The sequence below is a fragment of the Sinorhizobium sp. CCBAU 05631 genome (genome assembly GCF_002288505.1).
Taxonomy (GTDB): Bacteria; Pseudomonadota; Alphaproteobacteria; order Rhizobiales; family Rhizobiaceae; genus Sinorhizobium; species Sinorhizobium fredii_C.
On sequence record NZ_CP023063.1, the window covers coordinates 1,483,004 to 1,500,284 of the forward strand.

At 63.2% G+C, this 17,281-nt stretch carries 19 protein-coding genes; 10 read left to right on the top strand and 9 right to left on the bottom strand.

Annotated features, from left to right (window positions below; all coding sequences use genetic code 11):
- Positions 1-58: 58 nt before the first annotated feature.
- The gene (locus SS05631_RS07435) at positions 59-952 is read right to left on the bottom strand and encodes a LysR substrate-binding domain-containing protein (RefSeq protein ID WP_037422042.1); all 894 of its coding nucleotides are present in this window, start codon (positions 950-952) and stop codon (positions 59-61) included.
- Between the two features lie 229 nt (positions 953-1,181).
- Here SS05631_RS07435 and SS05631_RS07440 point away from each other — a divergent pair, with 229 nt between their 5' ends.
- From SS05631_RS07440 to SS05631_RS07460, 5 genes are read left to right on the top strand one after another with little or no spacing between them, the layout of a single operon-like run.
- Positions 1,182-2,180 (top strand): ABC transporter substrate-binding protein, encoded by a 999-nt coding sequence (locus tag SS05631_RS07440; protein WP_050988304.1) that lies wholly within the window; start codon positions 1,182-1,184, stop codon positions 2,178-2,180.
- A 38-nt stretch (positions 2,181-2,218) separates the two neighbouring features.
- The gene (locus SS05631_RS07445) at positions 2,219-3,580 is read left to right on the top strand and encodes an MATE family efflux transporter (protein ID WP_037422045.1); all 1,362 of its coding nucleotides are present in this window, start codon (positions 2,219-2,221) and stop codon (positions 3,578-3,580) included.
- The gene (locus tag SS05631_RS07450; protein WP_037422048.1) at positions 3,577-4,587 is read left to right on the top strand and encodes an iron ABC transporter permease; all 1,011 of its coding nucleotides are present in this window, start codon (positions 3,577-3,579) and stop codon (positions 4,585-4,587) included. The genes SS05631_RS07445 and SS05631_RS07450 overlap by 4 nt, the downstream gene beginning before the upstream one ends.
- On the top strand, positions 4,584-5,621 hold the full coding sequence (locus SS05631_RS07455; RefSeq protein WP_037422052.1) for an iron ABC transporter permease: 1,038 nt from the start codon (positions 4,584-4,586) through the stop codon (positions 5,619-5,621). The genes SS05631_RS07450 and SS05631_RS07455 overlap by 4 nt, the downstream gene beginning before the upstream one ends.
- Positions 5,622-5,629: 8 nt before the next feature.
- Entirely contained in the window at positions 5,630-6,436 is an 807-nt protein-coding gene (locus tag SS05631_RS07460; RefSeq protein ID WP_037422054.1) for an ABC transporter ATP-binding protein, read from the top strand.
- A 22-nt stretch (positions 6,437-6,458) separates the two neighbouring features.
- Here the strand turns inward: SS05631_RS07460 and SS05631_RS07465 are convergent, their stop codons facing one another.
- Complete coding sequence (locus SS05631_RS07465) at positions 6,459-7,013, bottom strand: alpha/beta hydrolase (protein ID WP_037422273.1); 555 nt, start codon at positions 7,011-7,013, stop codon at positions 6,459-6,461.
- A 160-nt stretch (positions 7,014-7,173) separates the two neighbouring features.
- On the opposite strand from SS05631_RS07465, the gene SS05631_RS07470 reads away from it, so the two are divergent.
- Complete coding sequence (locus SS05631_RS07470) at positions 7,174-7,983, top strand: DUF2189 domain-containing protein (RefSeq protein WP_037422056.1); 810 nt, start codon at positions 7,174-7,176, stop codon at positions 7,981-7,983.
- Between the two features lie 39 nt (positions 7,984-8,022).
- Here the strand turns inward: SS05631_RS07470 and SS05631_RS07475 are convergent, their stop codons facing one another.
- From SS05631_RS07475 to SS05631_RS07505, 7 genes are all read right to left on the bottom strand, one after another.
- Positions 8,023-8,328 (bottom strand): PilZ domain-containing protein, encoded by a 306-nt coding sequence (locus SS05631_RS07475; RefSeq protein WP_037422275.1) that lies wholly within the window; start codon positions 8,326-8,328, stop codon positions 8,023-8,025.
- Positions 8,329-8,461: 133 nt separating this feature from the next.
- Positions 8,462-9,769, bottom strand: coding sequence for an adenylosuccinate lyase (purB, locus tag SS05631_RS07480; protein ID WP_037422058.1), 1,308 nt, complete (start codon positions 9,767-9,769; stop codon positions 8,462-8,464).
- A 69-nt stretch (positions 9,770-9,838) separates the two neighbouring features.
- A complete protein-coding gene (locus SS05631_RS07485) occupies positions 9,839-10,378 on the bottom strand; it encodes a hypothetical protein (RefSeq protein ID WP_050988305.1) in 540 nt (179 codons plus the stop codon).
- Complete coding sequence (locus SS05631_RS07490) at positions 10,375-11,118, bottom strand: DUF2259 domain-containing protein (protein ID WP_037422059.1); 744 nt, start codon at positions 11,116-11,118, stop codon at positions 10,375-10,377. Before SS05631_RS07490 ends, SS05631_RS07485 begins: the two co-directional genes overlap by 4 nt.
- Complete coding sequence (gene rpe, locus SS05631_RS07495) at positions 11,115-11,792, bottom strand: ribulose-phosphate 3-epimerase (protein ID WP_037422062.1); 678 nt, start codon at positions 11,790-11,792, stop codon at positions 11,115-11,117. Before rpe ends, SS05631_RS07490 begins: the two co-directional genes overlap by 4 nt.
- A gap of 73 nt (positions 11,793-11,865) precedes the next feature.
- On the bottom strand, positions 11,866-12,876 hold the full coding sequence (locus SS05631_RS07500; RefSeq protein ID WP_037422065.1) for a P1 family peptidase: 1,011 nt from the start codon (positions 12,874-12,876) through the stop codon (positions 11,866-11,868).
- Complete coding sequence (locus SS05631_RS07505; protein WP_037422069.1) at positions 12,873-13,961, bottom strand: branched-chain amino acid ABC transporter substrate-binding protein; 1,089 nt, start codon at positions 13,959-13,961, stop codon at positions 12,873-12,875. The genes SS05631_RS07500 and SS05631_RS07505 overlap by 4 nt, the downstream gene beginning before the upstream one ends.
- 160 nt (positions 13,962-14,121) lie before the next feature.
- Here SS05631_RS07505 and SS05631_RS07510 point away from each other — a divergent pair, with 160 nt between their 5' ends.
- From SS05631_RS07510 to SS05631_RS07525, 4 genes are all read left to right on the top strand, one after another.
- Positions 14,122-14,649: a flavin reductase family protein gene (locus tag SS05631_RS07510; RefSeq protein WP_037422072.1), complete on the top strand. Its 528-nt coding sequence runs from the start codon at positions 14,122-14,124 to the stop codon at positions 14,647-14,649.
- Positions 14,650-14,672: 23 nt separating this feature from the next.
- A complete protein-coding gene (locus SS05631_RS07515; RefSeq protein WP_037422075.1) occupies positions 14,673-15,602 on the top strand; it encodes a MoxR family ATPase in 930 nt (309 codons plus the stop codon).
- A gap of 4 nt (positions 15,603-15,606) precedes the next feature.
- On the top strand, positions 15,607-16,875 hold the full coding sequence (locus tag SS05631_RS07520) for a VWA domain-containing protein (protein WP_037422077.1): 1,269 nt from the start codon (positions 15,607-15,609) through the stop codon (positions 16,873-16,875).
- 71 nt (positions 16,876-16,946) lie between these two features.
- Positions 16,947-17,279 carry an XdhC family protein gene (locus tag SS05631_RS07525; RefSeq protein ID WP_037422080.1) on the top strand — a complete coding sequence of 111 codons (333 nt, stop codon included), beginning with the start codon at positions 16,947-16,949 and terminating at the stop codon, positions 17,277-17,279.
- Positions 17,280-17,281 lie beyond the last annotated feature (2 nt).

The following is a 17,281-nucleotide window of genomic DNA, read 5'->3' on the forward strand; positions in this document are numbered from 1 at the left end:
CACATCGTCTCATCGAGATTTGACGGCGGACGGGCAGGTCGCTCCGGCCGCCGTCCGTTCACTGTTCGCCGCCGGTCTCCCTCCAGGCGGACAGCCAGTCGTTGAAGGCAAGTGCAGACGGCGTTCCCGTCGAAATGGAAATTTCATAGGCCCCGACGATAGGATTGATCGCCGGGCACAAGGCGATCAACTGACCTTCCCGCAATTCCCGCTCGATCAGCGAGGGACTCGCCTGGCCGATGCCGAGCCCCGAGATGCAGGCGTCGATCGACGCCTCGTCGGTGTCGAAGGCGATGCTGCCGCCGCGCGGTTTGAATGCCATCTGCGCCGCGCCGCACCAGCGCTGCCACGACCAGGCATCCGCTGTGTCGAGCAGGAGCGGCAGATCGAGGAGATCCTGCGGCTGGACATGCGGCCCCGAGCCACCGGAGAGCAAGGGAGAGCAGACGGCGATCGACCTGTCGAGCAGGAAGGCGACCGGGAAGTCGGCTTCCGTCGTGCCGCGCCTATAAGTGATGACGACATCGGGCACGCCGGTCGCCCCGAGCGCCAGCGACTGGATGCTGAGATCGACATTCGGGTTGTCTTGACGGTACGAACCGAGACGCGGAATGAGCCAGCGCCGCGCCAACGTTATCGGCGCCTGTATGACCAGGGTTGCCCGGTCAGGCTGCAGCGCACGTGTACCGTTTTCGATCGTCGCGAGAGCGGCGCTGACATGCGCCAGATATTGCCGCCCCGCGTCCGTCAGCGAGATCGCATTGTGGCTTCGATGAAAGAGCGAGACGCCAAGTGCATCCTCCAGCGACTTGATCTGTCTGCTGATTGCGCCGGGCGTGAGGTTCATCTCGCGGGCTGTGAGCGTCAGGCTGCCGGTGCGCGCGGCGCTCGCGAAAGCCGGCAGGGTCGAAAGCGGAGGCAATTTGAAACGCTGCGTTTGAGTAATTCTCATGCCGGCCTGAAAATCTTTCGCTTGCAAATAAGTTGACCATGACTATCCAGATTCCAGCCAGACAGCAACTGATAACTGGAACTCGCCTGCTTTGAAGCCCGTACAGGACATCGCCTGTTCCCGCGACCGCCGCGTGCGAGCCGCGGGGGCGATTGCACGTCACGCAAGCGCGGCCCGTCAGACCGAGCAATCTACTGATTTCAAGAATTCCCATCCGGAGTGACCGTTCATGTTCCCGAGCCCCGCCAAAATCGAGAATCGCGCCGTTCTCGGTCGGTTTCTTGCCGCAAGCCTTGCGCTGTCGGCATGTATCGCAAGTCAATCGCGTGCCGAAGATGCGACCTTCAACGTCATTGACGACCGCGGCGTTGCCGTCTCGGTTCCGGCGAAGCCGAAGCGGATCGCGTCCGTCTCTTATTTTGCCGCGGACGTGGCGCTTGCACTGGGCCTCAAGCCGGTCGCCGCCACCTACATGGTCGAAGGCCGAAGCCCCGATTTCCTCGGCGGCCTTCTCGATGGGGTGAAACAGATCGGTCAACGCGCGACGCCCAATCTCGAACTGCTTGCCGAGGCAAAGCCGGACGTAACCGTCGCGATCCGGCGCTATACGGAAGGCAATGCCGACCAGTATCAGAAGATCGCCCCCTACCTTGCCTACAGCCTCGAGCTTTTTGCCGATAGCGACCGGACCATCGGCCAGCTCGCGACCGTTCTTGGCGAAACCAAGCGCGGGCAGGAATTGAACGCTCAATTCAAGGCAGATCTGGCGGCCTTCGCTGAAAAGGCGCCGAAGGACAAGCACCCGCGCTTCGTCGTGATGTGGGGCGGCGACACGCCATGGGTCTTCCGTTCAGAAAACATGACGGCCGCGATACTCGTCGCCCTCGGCGCAGAGAACATTGCCGGGCAGAACCCGACCCCGTCGGTCCCGGACAATTGGGGCATGGAGATGAGCCTCGAAACCATGCTGGAAAAGGATCCGGAAGTCATTTTCGTCTATGACTACGGTCCGGATCGTCCGCATGAAAACAATCCGATCTGGCAGCAGCTCTCGGCCGTCAAGAACGGGCGGGTCCACTATGTCGGCGATCACTGGGTCGAGGCGCATGGGCCGATTGCCCGCGAGATGGTCCTGCGCGAGGCAGCGAATCTTCTTTACCCGGATGTCTTCCCGGCCATCGACGTCAAGGCCGAGGCTCGCAAGATGATCCCGGCGACCGTCAACTGATCAGTCGGCGGCCGCGAAAAGCGGCCGCCAAACCGGATATGCCTGCCGTGTCGCTTTCTTATCCCACATTCGCCCAGGCGCGCCGCATCGGCGCGCTCGCCATGCCATTGTCCGCCGTGCAGCTGGCGCAGGTCGCCATTTCCACCACGGACATGATCATGCTGGGCTGCGTGGGCGGCACGGCGCTGGCGGCCGGCGCGCTCGGCTTCACTCTGTTCAATCTGCTGCGAACGATGGGCTTCGGCCTCGTCGTCGGCACGTCCAACCTTGTCGCGGAGAACAGCCGCGCTGGCATCTTCCGAGCACATCTTCTCGCGGGGCTTGCCATCGCGACGGGTGCCGCCGCCATAGGTGCGTTGGTTCTGGCTTTCGGCGGCTTTCTTCTTCTTCCCTGGTTCGGGCAGGACGAGCACGTTTCGGAATTTGCGGCGCGCTATCTTCTCTTCGCTGCGCCGGGGCTGTTCCCCTTGTTCTGGTTCTACGCTTACCGTGGCGTCGTCGTCGGCGGACGGCGCGCCAATCTGCTGCTTCTGATCACCCTCGGCACGGTTGTAGTGAACGCCGTGTTTGACTACGGCTTCCTGTTCGGAGCATTCGGCTTGCCCGCGCTCGGTGTTCCTGGTGTCGCCGCGTCGAGCTCGATTTCCTATCTGTTGCAGTTCGTCGCGATCGCGTCGGTCACCCACGGTACGACGCGTTTCATCCGGGAAAAATCCGCAGTGGAGATCGGATCGGCCTTGAGGCGCACTTTGAAGATCGGCGTGCCAACCGCGGGCTCCTATGCCTCCGAGGCGGGATTCACCACGCTGATCGCCCTCATGGCAGGAACCTACGGGGCGGCCGCGCTCGCGGCGCATGCGGCCGTCAACCAGATCATCTATGTCGTATTCATGCTGTCGATCGGCCTTTCGCACGCCACATCCGTCGGCGTCAGTGAGGCGATCGGTGCGCGCGACGGCGCGGGCGCGCTCGGAGCTGGCCGCAGCGGCCTCTGTCTTGGACTTGCGGTAGTTTCGGCCTTTTCGGCCCTGTTGATGCTTTTCCCATCCGAGGTATTGGCTCTTTTTTCCATAAAGCCGGACGGGGACGCTGGTCTGCATGAAATCGCAACCGGGCTTCTTTTCGCAGCGGCGCTTTTTCAGATCTTCGATTTCCTGCAGAACATCGGCATCGGCGCAGTGCGGGGCATCGGCCGCGCCGGGCAGGGGTTCTGGATCACGATCGGTAGCTACTGGATCGTTGGAGCCCCGACTGCATGGCTGGTGGGCTTCCACCTCTACCCGGGCGTGCTCGGCGTCTGGATCGGCATGGGTGCGGGACTGGCCGCGGCAGCCACGGGCATGGTGCTGCTGTTCGAACGGGGCGCCGCTCCTGCTGCTGTTGCGGAGCCGGCGCGATGAGCCTCTCTTCCCGCTCAGCCTTCTTGACTATGATCATCTCGGCAACTGCCTTTGCTGTCGCGGTGGCTGGCCTGGTGATCGGCGCAAAGCCGATGACGCTGGCAGAGGCTTTGACGGCACTCGCCTCTCCCAACCAGGGAACTGATGGCATCATCGTCTGGACCCTCCGCATGCCGCGCAGCATTGCCGCCTTTCTCGCCGGCGGCGCGCTGGCGGTTTCCGGGTTTCTTCTGCAGTCGCTCACCAGGAACCCGTTGGCTGCACCCGACCTGACCGGTGTTTCGTCCGGCGCCGTAGCGGCGATCGTCAGCACCTTCGTCTTCTTCCCGGCCATATCGTCGTTCTATTACCCCGGGATCGGCATGGCCGGCGGGCTAGCGGCAGCCTCCATGACGATCTGGGTTGCGCGCGGCGGTCGGGCCTCGGCCCTCCACACCGCGCTCGGCGGCATTACGGTCGCCTTGTTCCTCAACGCGATCACGACCTACGTGCTCCTCAGGGGCGGTCCGCAATCGCCCTCCGTGCTGTTCTGGTTGTCGGGAGGTTTCCAGGGCAGGTCCTGGCCGCAGATCATGTACATGCTGCCCTGGATAGTTTCCGGCCTGGCGGTGGTGGTCGCCAGTCACCGGGTGATTGGCGTGTTGGCGCTCGGAGACGAGGTCGCCGCAGGCATGGGCGTCAATCTCTCCGTCTGGAAGCCACTCCTGTTGCTCGCAGCGATCGGCCTTGTGGCCGGGGTCACCCCGGTTGCGGGACCTGTCGCCTTTGTCGGGCTGGCGGCGCCGCACCTCGTGAGGCTCCTGCGTCCAAGGGATAGCTTCTGGTCGCTCATGCTCAACCTTGCGATTGGCGGCGGCTTGCTCCTGACGGCCGATGTGCTGGCACGCTCGGTCGCGGCCCCGCGTGAGATCCCGGTCAGCATATTCACTGCGATGATCGGCGGTCCGATTTTCATCTATTTGGCGCAGCGCCGTGAGATCTTCATGGGCAGGGGAGCGCTCGCATGACCCTTGCTACCGCCTCCGCTGCAAGGCCTTTCACCCGCCAGCAGGTCGCCGGCCTGACCCTCGGAGCAATCGGCCTCATCCTTCTTTCGGTCTTCTTTGGTGTCGTGGACCTGCCCGCGGCGGAGATCATGGCGGTACTGACCGGCCATGGATCTGACCAGGGCAACCTCATCATCGCAACGATCCGCATACCGAGGATCGCAACCGGGATACTCGCGGGCATGCATTTCGCCGTTGCCGGCGTGTTGCTGCAATCGATCACCCGCAACCCGCTTGCAGACCCGACGATCATGGGAATCTCACAGGGTGCGACCCTCGCCGTGACGGTCTTCCTGTTCTTCGCCGTTTACCGTCTGAACTCGGATTCCAACACGCTTTATGCTTTGCCTGTCGGCTGGTTGCCACTTGTGGGATGCGGAGGCGGGCTCTTCGGCGGCGCGCTGATCTATGTCCTGGCGCTCGGCAAGGGCTTGAGCGCTTTGCGGCTGACGCTATGCGGCATTGCGATCGGAGCCTTCCTGCATGCGATCGCCATGGGGATCGTCGTTGGATGGGGCAGCGCCCGGATCGAGATCGTCATGCAATGGCTTGCGGGCAGTCTCTATGCCCGGGGCTGGGAGCATGTATTGTTTCTCCTGCCATTCACGATCGCCGGATTCCTGGCGCTCCCATTCGTAGTCCGACCCCTGGCAATGTTACGGTTCGAGGAGGATGCCGCCCGCTCCTTCGGCCTCTCTTACCGCCTGTGGTTCAGCCTCGTATTGGCGATCTCCAGCATGCTGGCGGCAAGTGCCGTCGGCGCGGTCGGCCCGCTGATCTTCGTCGGGCTCGTGGTGCCGCACCTGGCGCGCTTCGTTGCGGGCCGGCATTTCCATCTCGTCCTGCCGCTCGCCGCCCTTATCGGTGCGTCGCTGGTAACGGCCGCCGACCTTGCCGGGCGCCTGATCGGTGGCCCGGAGGAAATTCCGATCGGCGTCGTCACCGCCTTCGCCGGTGCCCCCATTCTCCTTATCCTGTTGCGACGCCACCAGTGAGGACTCCGATGCTCCTGTCCGCAAGAAAGATCTCGGTTCGATATGGCGAACTGACCGTGCTCAGCGACTTTTCCATCGATGTCGCTCCCGGCGAGATCATCGCGCTCATCGGCCCGAACGGTTCCGGCAAGAGCACGGCGCTCCATGCCCTTGCCGGCCTAAACCGGCCCTCATCGGGAAGCACGATGATCGAGGGGCGTACCGTAGACCGGTGGACGAGACGGGAACTGGCGAAAAGATTGTCCTTCCTGCCGCAGGCGCCGCTGGCACCCGAGAGCATGACCGTGGAACAGCTCGCGCGCCAGGGACGCTTTGCCCATCTCGGCCTCTTCGCCGGCTTCTCCTCGCGAGATCAGCAGGCGGTTTCGTGGGCACTGAAGCAGACGGGGTTGGGCGAGCTTGCCGAACGGCGCCTTGACGCGCTATCCGGCGGCGAACGGCAGCGTGCCTGGATCGCGGCGGCGCTGGCCCAGGAAGCGCGGATACTCCTTCTCGATGAGCCGACTTCCTTCCTCGACATCGGTCACCAGGTCGAGATTCTCGAACTGCTTTGCCGGCTCGCGCGGGAACGCAAGGTGGCGGTCGTCCTCTCCATTCACGATCTCAACCACGCGATGGCGATCGCCGACCGGATCGTGCTCATGACCGGCGGCGAAATTCGCTACAGCGGCGATGCCGTCGCACTTGCGCGAAGCGGTTTGGTCGAAAAGGCCTTTGAGGTCGAAGGTGAATTCCTGCTTGCGCCCGCTGACGGCAGTCCGCCTCATTTCCAGGTGCGGATCGCGGTCAGGAATGCGTCAGCCGCGGCTGCATGAAAGGTTCGGTCGTCCGGCTTGGTCAAGCCTGAAGGCGCGTCAAAAATTGGGCGAAGACCATCGTACCTTCCGGCCAGGGCCCGTGGCCGGACTCGGCGTTGATGTGGCCGGCCTCGCCGGCATCGATGAGCAGCGATCCCCAGGCATTGGCAATGTCGCCCGCCTGCTCGTAGGAGCCGAACGGATCGTTGCGGCTGGCGATCACCAGCGATGGAAACGGCAGCGGGTCGCGCGGATAGGGCCCGAAGGTCATCAGATGCTTCGGACGGACATTCGGGTTTGCGACGTCGGGCGGGGCGACTAGAAAGCCGCCCGCGATCTTCTTCTTGCAATGCGGAATTGCATGAACGGCGGTGGCGATGCCGAGCGAATGGGCGACGATCACCACCGGCTTGGTCGCGGCATTGACCTCTTCGATCATCCGCGCCACCCAATCCTCGCGCACAGGTTTCGACCACTCCGCCTGCACGACGCGGCGCGCCGTTGACAGCTTGCGCTCCCAGCGGCTTTGCCAATGGTCCGGACCGGAGTTGGTATAGCCCGGAACGATCAGGATATGTGCTTCTGAAACCTTCATGATCGCCGCGATTTGGCGACGAAACGAGCCGAAGTCAAGGCGGAGGCGACAAGGGTTGCATTTTCTGTATAATCCGAGATGGCGGTCGCGGTTCGCAACGGCCATTTTTCGCCGCCGCTGCGAATCCATGGCTGCTCTGGTTCGTTGAGGAGTGTGAGCCATGACAACCTTCCATGTCCTCTCGGGGGCGAACGAAAGCGCCGTTCATCCCGAGATACGAAAGATTGGCATTGCAGATGTGTTCGATGCGCTGCGTCGCGGGTTTGACGATTTCCGCGAGAAGCCGTCGCATTATGTTTTTCTGTGTCTCATTTATCCTGTTGCCGGCGTCGTGCTGATGACTTGGAGCGCGGGGGCGAACATGCTGCCGTTGCTCTATCCGCTCGCATCCGGCTTTGCCCTCATCGGGCCTGTCGCGGCCATCGGTCTCTACGAGATCAGCCGGCGCCGCGAACTCGGCATGGACGCGTCATGGCCGCATGCGCTGCGGCTGCACCGCAATCCGGCAATTCCGTCGATCCTGGCGGTGGCGGCCCTGCTGTTCGTCATTTTCGTCGTCTGGCTCCTGGTCGCCCAGGGGCTCTACGTAACAATGTTCGGCGCAGCCCCGCCGAACTCCATCGCCGAATTCTGGAACGGCGTTATCGGTACGGAGCAGGGCTGGAACCTGATCCTCGTCGGCAACGCGGTCGGCTTCGTCTTCGCGGTGATTGTGCTGTCGATCAGCGTCATCACCTTCCCGCTGCTGCTCGACAGGGATGTCGGCGCCTTTACGGCAATCGAGACCTCAGTCCGAGCTACACTTGCCAATCCGGTGCCGGTCGCCCTGTGGGGGTTGATCATTGCCGCGGGCCTGGTGATCGGGTCGATCCCGGTTTTCGTCGGCCTGGCGGTGATCATGCCGATCTTTGGGCACGCCACTTGGCATCTCTATCGAAAACTGGTGGAGCCGGCCCAGCCGATCCGTTAGACCGCAAAGCGGGCGGTCGGCCGTTTGGCCGGCCGTCTGCTACCGGAAAAATTTGTAATAAGACGAAATCTGCGCAGCCGTATTCGATGACAGTTTGAGCTTGATGCCGATCCTGTCGCCGCGCGACCAGCGCACGATCCCGGTGAGGAAGCCGAGCTCCTCGCTGCGGATTGTCACTTCCTGGCCCATTCGGGCTCCTATATCGAACAGCAGCTGAAAACAGATACCTTCGTCGGAAAGATCCTTCACGACACCGTTGCTCGAGCCGGTCTTGCAGGTGACCGTGCCGGTAATCTTCGTCTCGTTGCGCGCGGATGCGCGCTGAACGCTCTCCCTAAACGCCATGGCTTCCTCGAACCTCATTGTTTGAGGTTCAGATTCCACGAGAGCGCCAAAGGACGGGCTAATAAAATCGGCCGCATTTGAAGCAAGCGCTCAAATGCGGGCCGATCCGAGGCATTCTTGAGTGGGACGCGGTTCAGACCGTCCCGAAAACCCGGCGGAAAATCGTGTCGACATGCTTGGTGTGATAGCCGAGATCGAACTTCTCGCGAATGTCCTCTTCTGAGAGCGCCGCACGGACTTCCTGGTCCGCCAAGAGTTCCTCCAGGAAGTCTTTGCCTTCCTCCCAGACCTTCATGGCGTTCCGCTGGACGAGCCGATAGGCGTCCTCGCGAGAGACGCCGGCCTGGGTAAGGGCGAGAAGTACCCGCTGCGAATGAACAAGTCCGCGGAACTTGTTCATGTTCTTCAACATGTTGTCCGGGTAGACGAGCAGCTTGTCGATAACCCCGGTCAACCGCGCCAGCGCGAAATCGAGCGTCACCGTCGCGTCCGGCCCGATCATCCGTTCGACCGAGGAATGCGAGATATCGCGCTCATGCCAGAGCGCCACGTTTTCCATGGCCGGAACGACAAAGGCGCGGACCATGCGGGCAAGGCCGGTCAGATTCTCCGTCAGCACCGGATTGCGCTTGTGCGGCATGGCCGAGGAGCCCTTCTGGCCGGGCGAGAAATATTCCTCCGCCTCCAGCACCTCGGTGCGCTGCAAGTGGCGGATTTCCGTTGCAAGCCGCTCGATCGACGAGGCGATGACGCCAAGCGTAGCGAAGTACATGGCGTGGCGGTCGCGCGGGATCACCTGGGTGGAGACCGGCTCGGGCTTCAGGCCGAGCGCCTCTGCGACATGTTCCTCGACGCGCGGATCGATATTCGCGAAGGTGCCGACGGCACCGGAGATGGCGCAGGTGGCAATCTCTTCACGGGCGGCGAGCAGGCGCTCCTTGCAGCGGTCGAATTCCGCATAGGCAAGCGCCAGCTTGACGCCGAAGGTCGTCGGCTCCGCATGAATGCCATGCGAGCGGCCGATCGTCACCGTATCCTTGTGTTCGAAGGCGCGGCGCTTCAGCGCCTCGAGCAGCCTGTCGAGGTCGGCGAGCAGGAGGTCCGTGGCACGGACGAGCTGCACGTTGAAGCAGGTGTCGAGCACGTCCGACGAAGTCATTCCCTGGTGGACGAAGCGGCTGTCCGGACCGACGAATTCGGCAAGATGCGTAAGGAAGGCGATTACGTCGTGCTTGGTGACGGCTTCAATTTCATCGATGCGCGCCACATCGAACTCGGCCGCGCCGCCCTTTTCCCAGATGGTCTTGGCCGCTTCCTTCGGGATCACGCCGATTTCGGCGAGAGCGTCGCAGGCATGCGCCTCGATCTCGAACCAGATGCGGAACTTCGTTTCCGGCGACCAGATGGCCACCATTTCCGGCCGGGAGTAACGGGGGATCATGGGCTCTATGCTTTCATCGTCAGTGGAGGATGGCTGTGCCTCTATCAAAGATGGGACAGAAGCTCAACGCTATTGCCGCCGAGCAAGTCCGAGGCTCGCCAGCAGGAGGGCGAGCGCCCCGAGGGGCAGGTATAGCCTGATCCCCAGCACCAGAAATTGGTAGAACGCTGAGGCCGACGTGAACAGCGCCTGATAGAACCAGATGCGGGATCCAGTCGTCGCATGCCACTGCGCATAGAAAAGCCGGTAATCCAGGGCGAAGAGCAGCCCCGTCAGTCCGACGGTTCCGGCGATCAGGCTCAGGAGATAGGCAGCAAAGCGCGTTTCGATGCCGCGACCCTCTGCCATGCAGCGGCCACCGAAAAGCGAAAGCGGCCAGGCGATGAGGCCGCCGAAAGCGTAGAGCAGCAGGATGCTTTCGAGGTGGAACGTCGCGTCATGCTCGCGCAGCCAAAGCGCGTACCAGGCGGAAAATGCCATCGCCAGAGCCCAGGCGGGAGCACCGAGGAAGGTTTCTCGCCAGGGCGGGATGGCACGACGGATGCGCCCACGTTTCGAGCGGCTGCCAGGACCGGCGACATTCCCCCCGGCGGCCGGCTGCTCGTTCATCGCCCGGGCCAGAACGGCACCGCGATCCAGCGCCCATCGGTCGTACCTTCGAAGCCAAGGGATTTGACGAGGACCATGACGACATGCACCTGCACGCCGTCGTCATCGACGTGAGTCACCACCCCGCCGATCCGGTAGCCGGTCGGGCAGCGGCGGCTTTCCGGAATGCGGCTATCATCCTGCAGCACCTCGGATACGGGCTTTCCGGCTTTCTCCGTCATGACGAGGCGGAAGCCTTTGACGTCTTTCAGGAGGTCCTTGCAGATGCCCTCGGCTGCCAAGCTCTTTTCTTCAAGCTGCAACTCGTAGGTCTTGCGGAACGGCGGATCGGCTGGGAATGCATCGTAGCGTAGCCTGTGGTCCGCCGTGTCCGGCTCCGTCACTGGATTGTAGGCGGCGAGTAGTCCGGGCGTGTCGAGAAGGCGGTAGGCGTCGATCAGCGGCGCCGCGCGCCGGTGCGCGTCTCGGCGAGCGCGGGGAAGGGCTCCGTTATCCTCCTCCACACGGGCGCGTACGGGCGCGCCGGGCAGGAACGTGTCGGTCTGAGTGTCGAGGACATAGATAGACGAATAGGGAAAGCCGGAGCCGTCCTGTATGCCATATTCCTCGAAGCCGAAGACCTTGCCGTCCGAAGAGAAGCCGATTGGCTGAAGGCTGGCATAGTCGCCGGCGATCGCGGGCGGAGCGGCAATCACCTCAGCAATCAGAACTGCAGCCGCGATCGCTGCCCGCAAGCTCATCGCCGACCCTTCTCGGCCGGCGTGCGGATCGCCTCGATGGCGGCGCGGTAGGCGTCGACGGAGTCGCCCTTGAAGATCGCCGAGCCGGCGACCAGCACGTTGGCGCCGGCCCCTGTGACGATGCCGGCGGTCTCGGGCGTGATGCCGCCATCCACCTCGATTTCGATCGGCCGATTGCCGACCATTTTCTTGATGCGGCGGATCTTCTCTTCCATCGCGGCGATGAACTTCTGACCGCCGAAGCCCGGATTGACCGTCATCACCAGGATGAGATCGACAGTATCGAGGACGTATTCGAGGGCGCTTTCGGGAGTCGCGGGGTTGAGCGAGACCCCGGCCTTCTTGCCGAGTGCCTTCACCATCTGCAGGGAACGATGCAGATGCGGGCCTGCCTCGGCATGGACAGTCAGGGTATCGCATCCGGCCTTGGCAAACGCTTCGAGAAATGGATCGGCCGGCGCGATCATCAGATGGCAATCGAAGGTCGCGTCCGTGTAGGGGCGCAGCGACTTGATGACGTCGGGTCCGAAGGTGATGTTCGGCACGAAATGCCCGTCCATGACGTCGAGGTGGATCCAATCGGCGCCGGCATCGACGACGTCGCGGACCTCCTGGCCCAGTTTGGAGAAGTTGGCCGCCAGGATCGATGGGGCAATGCGAATGGGGTGGGTCATGAACAGCCTCCGGTCTTTCCCGCGCCCATAGCATTCCGCGACCGGCCGAACAACATGCGAAGGCAGGCCTTCGTCATAGGGCCAATGCCGACCAGGCCGGTTTGATATCGCTCGCGGCCGGTATGGCATCGTGGACGCCCCGCGCGATCGCCCGGGCCATTGTCGCCGCCGCGGCGGCGCCGAGGTCGATGAAATCCTCCAGAAGCAGCGTCTTGCCGGTGGCGCCCGTCGAGAGCGCGAAAACGAGGTCGCCGTCAAGCGGTGTATGGGACGGCCACAGCGCTCGGGAGAAGCCGTCATGGGCGGCAATCGCCACGCGTTTCGCCTCGGCCTTCGAGAGGACCGCATCCGTGGCGATGACGGCAATCGTCGTGTTGGCGGCTACTGCCTCGCGCTCCCGGAACTTGAGCCGCGGCTGCGCCGCATCCTGCGGCCAGGGAGACGGCATACCGAGCCCACCGAATTCGCCATCCAGTTCAAATGGGGCAGCCCAGAAATGGCGGGTGTCGCCGATGGTTGCCGAGCCGAGCGCGTTGACGGCGACAAGGGCACCGACGGTGATGCCATTTGCGAGGACGGTCGAGGCGGAGCCGAGGCCGCCCTTGAAAGTGGCCGTGAGTGCTCCCGTTCCGGCGCCGGCACTGCCGGTCGCGAAGGTCTCGGCCGCGGCGCGTGCCGCGTCATAGCCGAGGTCGCGATAGGGTGAGAATTGCCCCCAATCCTTATCTCCGCCATTCATCAGGTCGAAGAGGATTGCCGCCGGAACGATCGGGATCCGGTGCGGGCCGACGGGAAAGCCGCGTCCCATTTGCCGCAATGCAGCCTGAGCGCCCGAGGCCGCGTCCAGCCCGAAGGCTGAGCCGCCGGAAAGTACGATTGCGTCGACCGTCTGGACCGTATTGTGCGGGGCGAGGAGATCGGTCTCACGCGTTCCCGGTGCGCCGCCCAGGACCTGAACCGCGGCGGTGGCCGGCGGGTCGCAAAGTACGGCCGTGACGCCGGATTTCAGCCGGTGATCCTCGGCGTTGCCGACCAGGATCCCCGCGACGTCGGTGATCAGATTGGTCGGTCCCTTCCGCATCACTCGGCCTTGCCTGCATCGGGCGCGTCCACGAAGCGGCCGTCCCGCCATTGCATCAGCCGGTAGGGGCTTTCGGCCCGTTCATGGCTGCCGTTGAAGCCGATCGGCCCGAGGACGGTCGCGTAGGGGCCCTTCGAAAGAGCGTCCAGAACAGCCTTGTCATCCTTCTCCGCTTGATCCTTCGCCTGCTCGAGAAGCGACACGGCTGCAAAGGCGGGGAGAACGTAACCATCTGGTTCAATCCTGGCGGCGCGCATTGCCGTGACGACCGGTGCTGCTTCGCTTGACCGGGCGGGATCCGGAATGGTAACGGCCAGCACGCCATTTTCCAGCGGCACGTCCAGATCCGCGGCGTTCAGCGTATCGCCGCCAAGCAAGGTTATCGAAACATTCTCCGCCTTCGCGTCGCGGGCGATGACGGCCGTGTCGTTGCGGTCGCCGCCGGTGAACACATGCGTCGCGCCGCTTTTCGCCAGGCGCCGAACGAGACTCACCTGCTGTTCCTGCGCCGGCCGGTAGGTGTCGGTGAAGACAGGGGTGATACCGATCTCCGAAAGGGCGTTACGGACGCTTTCGACAAGTTCGCGGCTGTGAATCGTTCCGTCGTCGATGAGGGCCAGCGGCTTGTCCCTCCAGTTCGTCACGATCGCATCGGTGATCGCCGCGGCCTCGGCCTTGCCGCTCGGTGCCAGGCGGAAGAGCGGCCATTTCTTCTTGAGGGCGTCCTCGATGAGAATGTCCGAGCGCACGCTAAGCGTGATGGCGGGTATCCCGGCCACGGCCAGCGCCGGCAGAGCTGCTTCCAGGCTCTCGGTGCAGAGAAAGCCGATCGCCGCCTCGGCACCGCTGGCCAGCAGCGCCTTCGTCAACGCCTCGCCGCCTGCCGGATCGCAGCTTTCTGCGATGGGAACGATCTCGCTTCCCCGGTCGCCTGCCTGGAAGGCGGCGCCATCAGTGATCTGCTTGCCGAGCGCCGCAAACGGTCCGTCGGCGGGAGCGACGACGGCAATCTTCAGGCCGGCGGCAAGCGCGGGAGAGGTCAGCGTCAGCGCGGCGACGAAAAGGGTCGTACCAATTGATTTCAGCATGTTTTTTCCCGCTATCGCACGTCTTGTTTTAAGGAAGTGGCTCAACTCGTCAAAGGAAAAGATGCTGGTAGGAACGGGGGATCGCCCGATCTGCGTCATGCGTATGCGCTGATCGGCAAGATTCTCGGTCGGCCTAGTTTCATATTCCTTGCGACAGTCTATGTATGTGCGAGATACCGATCCGGAGCGTGATGTGTTGGAGAAGACCCGGCTGGACCCGATAAGCTACCGCGATACGATGAGCCGCCTGTCTCATCACGTGCAGTTGATCACCGCAGCGGATAGTGACGAGCGGCGCGGCGTTACCATCACTGCCTCCTGTTCGGTATCGGACGAACCTCCGACGATCCTTGCCTGCCTCAATGCGGCAAATCCCCGCAACGATATCTTCTTCCGCAACGACAGTTTTGCACTGAACGTCCTGGGCAGGCAGCATCTCGCCTTGGCCCATGCTTTTTCTGGACGCGATCAACTCGAAATGGAGCGCCGATTTGCCCTCGGCCGCTGGACGCAGCTTGCGACCGGGGCGCCAATTCTCGCCGACGCCATCGCCGCCTTCGATTGCCGTCTGATCGAAGTGAAGATCATGGCTACCCACGCGATACTCTTCGGCGAGGTGGTCGACGTACGGATCGGCGAAAAGACACCACCGCTCATTTATGTGGACCGGGGATACCGCACGCTATAATTTTCCTCGGCAGAGGAGCGAACATGGCGAAACACGAGACAGGCAGAACGCCCCAGTCCATCGACGAGACGATGGCGCTGCTGGAATCGGAGAACTATCTCGCCGGAACCGCTCTCGCCACCGTTCTTTTCCTGGCACTCAGGATGAAGCGCCCGCTCTTTCTCGAAGGAGAAGCCGGGGTCGGCAAGACCGAAATCGCCAAGGTGCTCTCCCGCTCGCTCGATCGACCGCTGATCCGGCTGCAATGCTATGAAGGACTCGACGTCGCCTCCGCCGTCTATGAATGGAACTACCCGGCGCAAATGCTGGAAATCCGCCTTTCGGAGGCCGCAGGCATGGTCGACCGGCAAAGGGTGGAAAGCGACATTTTCTCGGAACGCTTCCTCATCCGGCGTCCGGTGCTTCAGGCGATCTCGGCGAATGCCGGCCGCGCACCGGTGTTTCTGATCGACGAGCTCGACCGCACCGACGAGGCCTTCGAGGCTTTCCTCCTCGAGGTTCTTTCGGATTTCCAGGTGACCATTCCCGAGCTTGGAACGATCCGCGCCGAGGAGCCGCCGATCGTCATCATCACCACCAACCGGACGCGCGAAATCCACGACGCCTTGAAGCGCCGCTGCCTCTATCATTGGGTCGACTATCCCCGCGCGTCACAGGAGCTGGAGATCATCCGGCGCAAGGTGCCGGGCTGCAATGCGACGCTCTCCCGGGAGATCGTCGCTTATGTCCAGAAGCTCCGGACGGTCGATCTCTTCAAGAATCCCGGCGTCGCGGAGACGATCGACTGGGCGACGGCGCTGACCGAGCTCGATGCGCTGGCGCTCGATCCGGAGACCCTCGCCGATACGCTTGGAACGCTGCTCAAGTATCAGGATGACATCTCCCGGATAGAGGGCGCTGAAGGGCGCAGGTTGCTCGAAGAGGTCAAGCGCGAACTTTCGGCTGAGGGCTGACACCATGACGGGCGCGCCGGATGCCGCGGGAGTAAGCCATCGCCCGGACCGCGGGCAGTTTGCCGACAACATTGTCTTCTTCGCCCGGGCGCTGCGACGGGCAGGCATGCGGATCGGTCCGGGCGCGATTGCGGACGCCATCGAAGCGGCCGGCGCAATCGGCATCGGATCGCGCCCGGAGTTCTACGCCGCGCTGCAATGCACGCTGGTGAAGAGGCACGAGGACCAGCCGCTCTTTGATGAAGCGTTCCGCCTGTTCTGGCGCAAGCGCGATCTCGTCCGCAAGATGATCGCGCTATTGTCGCCCGTCGCCCCTGCACGCGTAAGAGATGATCGGCGGCGGCGAGCCGGCGAGGCACGCCTTAGCGAAGCGCTCCTGAGCGGCCGGGACGACACTCGACAGGCTCGTGAGGAGGAGCAGATCGAAATCGACGCGCGCTTCACCGCCTCAGGCCGGGAGCTCTTTCGCAAGGCGGATTTTGCGCAGATGACGGCCGCAGAAATCGCCGAGGCGCGTAGGGCGATGTCGTCGCTGCTCCTGCCCTTCGATCGGGTCAAGACACGGCGCTTCCGCCCGTCCCATCGGCCGGCCCGGATCGATCCGCGCGCGACCATGCGCGATGCCATGCGGCTCGGCGGCGAGTTCATCCAGCCTCGCTTCCGGGAGCCGCGTCTCAGGCATCCGCCGCTCGTCGTGCTTGCGGATATTTCGGGCTCGATGACGCAGTATACGCGGGTGTTCCTGCATTTCCTGCATGCACTGACAGAAGAGCGCCACCGCGTTGAGACTTTTCTCTTCGGCACGCGGCTGACGAACGTCACCCGCCAAATGCGCAATCGTGATCCCGACGAGGCGCTCGACGAATGCGTCGCTGCGGTCAAGGACTGGTCGGGCGGTACCCGCATCGGCGAAACGCTGCACGAGTTCAACCGTCGTTGGTCTCGGCGTGTCCTGGGGCAGGGCGCTATCGTCCTCTTGATGACCGACGGCCTCGAGCGTGACGACACGGTGCAACTTGAGATCGAGCTGGATCGCCTGCATCGCTCCTGCCGCCGACTGATCTGGCTCAATCCGCTGCTCCGCTTCGAAGGCTTCGAGGCGCGGGCCCGCGGTGTCAGGGCAATGCTGCCGCATGTCGATGAATTTCGGACCGTGCACAATCTGGAATCCGTCGAAGAACTGGTAAAGTCCCTGTCCGGCGAGCGGAGGCGCGACGCCGACCCACGGCGCTTCCTTGATCCATGGCGAGCCGCGCTCCGGCCTGCGACTTGAAGCGATGAGATGGGTTGAACTGCGCCTAGATCATCATGATCTAAGAGGGGACCAGCGGGAGTACCAACAATATGACGAACGAAGCGAAGATGCTCGACCCGTTGGAGATTGCCGAGGCATGGCACAGGCAAGGCCGGGCCGTGGCATTGGCGACGGTCATCGAGACCTGGGGCTCCGCGCCCCGCGCAGTCGGCAGCCATCTGGTCATTGACGGCGAGGGCAATTTCGAAGGCTCTGTGTCCGGCGGTTGCGTCGAAGGCGCCGTCGTCAGCGAAGCGGCCGACGTGATCGCGTCAGGCGTCTCGAAGGTTCTCGAATTCGGCGTCGCCGACGAAACGGCATGGCGGGTCGGCCTATCCTGCGGCGGCCGGATCCGGGTCTATGTTGAGCGAATAGACGGCTGAGA

Coding starts and splice junctions, on each gene's coding strand:
- SS05631_RS07435 (WP_037422042.1), bottom strand. CDS start 952: ATGAGAATTACTCAAACGCAGCGTTTCAAATTGCCTCCGCTTTCGACC.
- SS05631_RS07440 (WP_050988304.1), top strand. CDS start 1,182: ATGTTCCCGAGCCCCGCCAAAATCGAGAATCGCGCCGTTCTCGGTCGG.
- SS05631_RS07445 (WP_037422045.1), top strand. CDS start 2,219: ATGCCTGCCGTGTCGCTTTCTTATCCCACATTCGCCCAGGCGCGCCGC.
- SS05631_RS07450 (WP_037422048.1), top strand. CDS start 3,577: ATGAGCCTCTCTTCCCGCTCAGCCTTCTTGACTATGATCATCTCGGCA.
- SS05631_RS07455 (WP_037422052.1), top strand. CDS start 4,584: ATGACCCTTGCTACCGCCTCCGCTGCAAGGCCTTTCACCCGCCAGCAG.
- SS05631_RS07460 (WP_037422054.1), top strand. CDS start 5,630: ATGCTCCTGTCCGCAAGAAAGATCTCGGTTCGATATGGCGAACTGACC.
- SS05631_RS07465 (WP_037422273.1), bottom strand. CDS start 7,013: ATGAAGGTTTCAGAAGCACATATCCTGATCGTTCCGGGCTATACCAAC.
- SS05631_RS07470 (WP_037422056.1), top strand. CDS start 7,174: ATGACAACCTTCCATGTCCTCTCGGGGGCGAACGAAAGCGCCGTTCAT.
- SS05631_RS07475 (WP_037422275.1), bottom strand. CDS start 8,328: ATGGCGTTTAGGGAGAGCGTTCAGCGCGCATCCGCGCGCAACGAGACG.
- purB (WP_037422058.1), bottom strand. CDS start 9,769: ATGATCCCCCGTTACTCCCGGCCGGAAATGGTGGCCATCTGGTCGCCG.
- SS05631_RS07485 (WP_050988305.1), bottom strand. CDS start 10,378: ATGAACGAGCAGCCGGCCGCCGGGGGGAATGTCGCCGGTCCTGGCAGC.
- SS05631_RS07490 (WP_037422059.1), bottom strand. CDS start 11,118: ATGAGCTTGCGGGCAGCGATCGCGGCTGCAGTTCTGATTGCTGAGGTG.
- rpe (WP_037422062.1), bottom strand. CDS start 11,792: ATGACCCACCCCATTCGCATTGCCCCATCGATCCTGGCGGCCAACTTC.
- SS05631_RS07505 (WP_037422069.1), bottom strand. CDS start 13,961: ATGCTGAAATCAATTGGTACGACCCTTTTCGTCGCCGCGCTGACGCTG.
- SS05631_RS07510 (WP_037422072.1), top strand. CDS start 14,122: ATGTATGTGCGAGATACCGATCCGGAGCGTGATGTGTTGGAGAAGACC.
- SS05631_RS07515 (WP_037422075.1), top strand. CDS start 14,673: ATGGCGAAACACGAGACAGGCAGAACGCCCCAGTCCATCGACGAGACG.
- SS05631_RS07520 (WP_037422077.1), top strand. CDS start 15,607: ATGACGGGCGCGCCGGATGCCGCGGGAGTAAGCCATCGCCCGGACCGC.
- SS05631_RS07525 (WP_037422080.1), top strand. CDS start 16,947: ATGACGAACGAAGCGAAGATGCTCGACCCGTTGGAGATTGCCGAGGCA.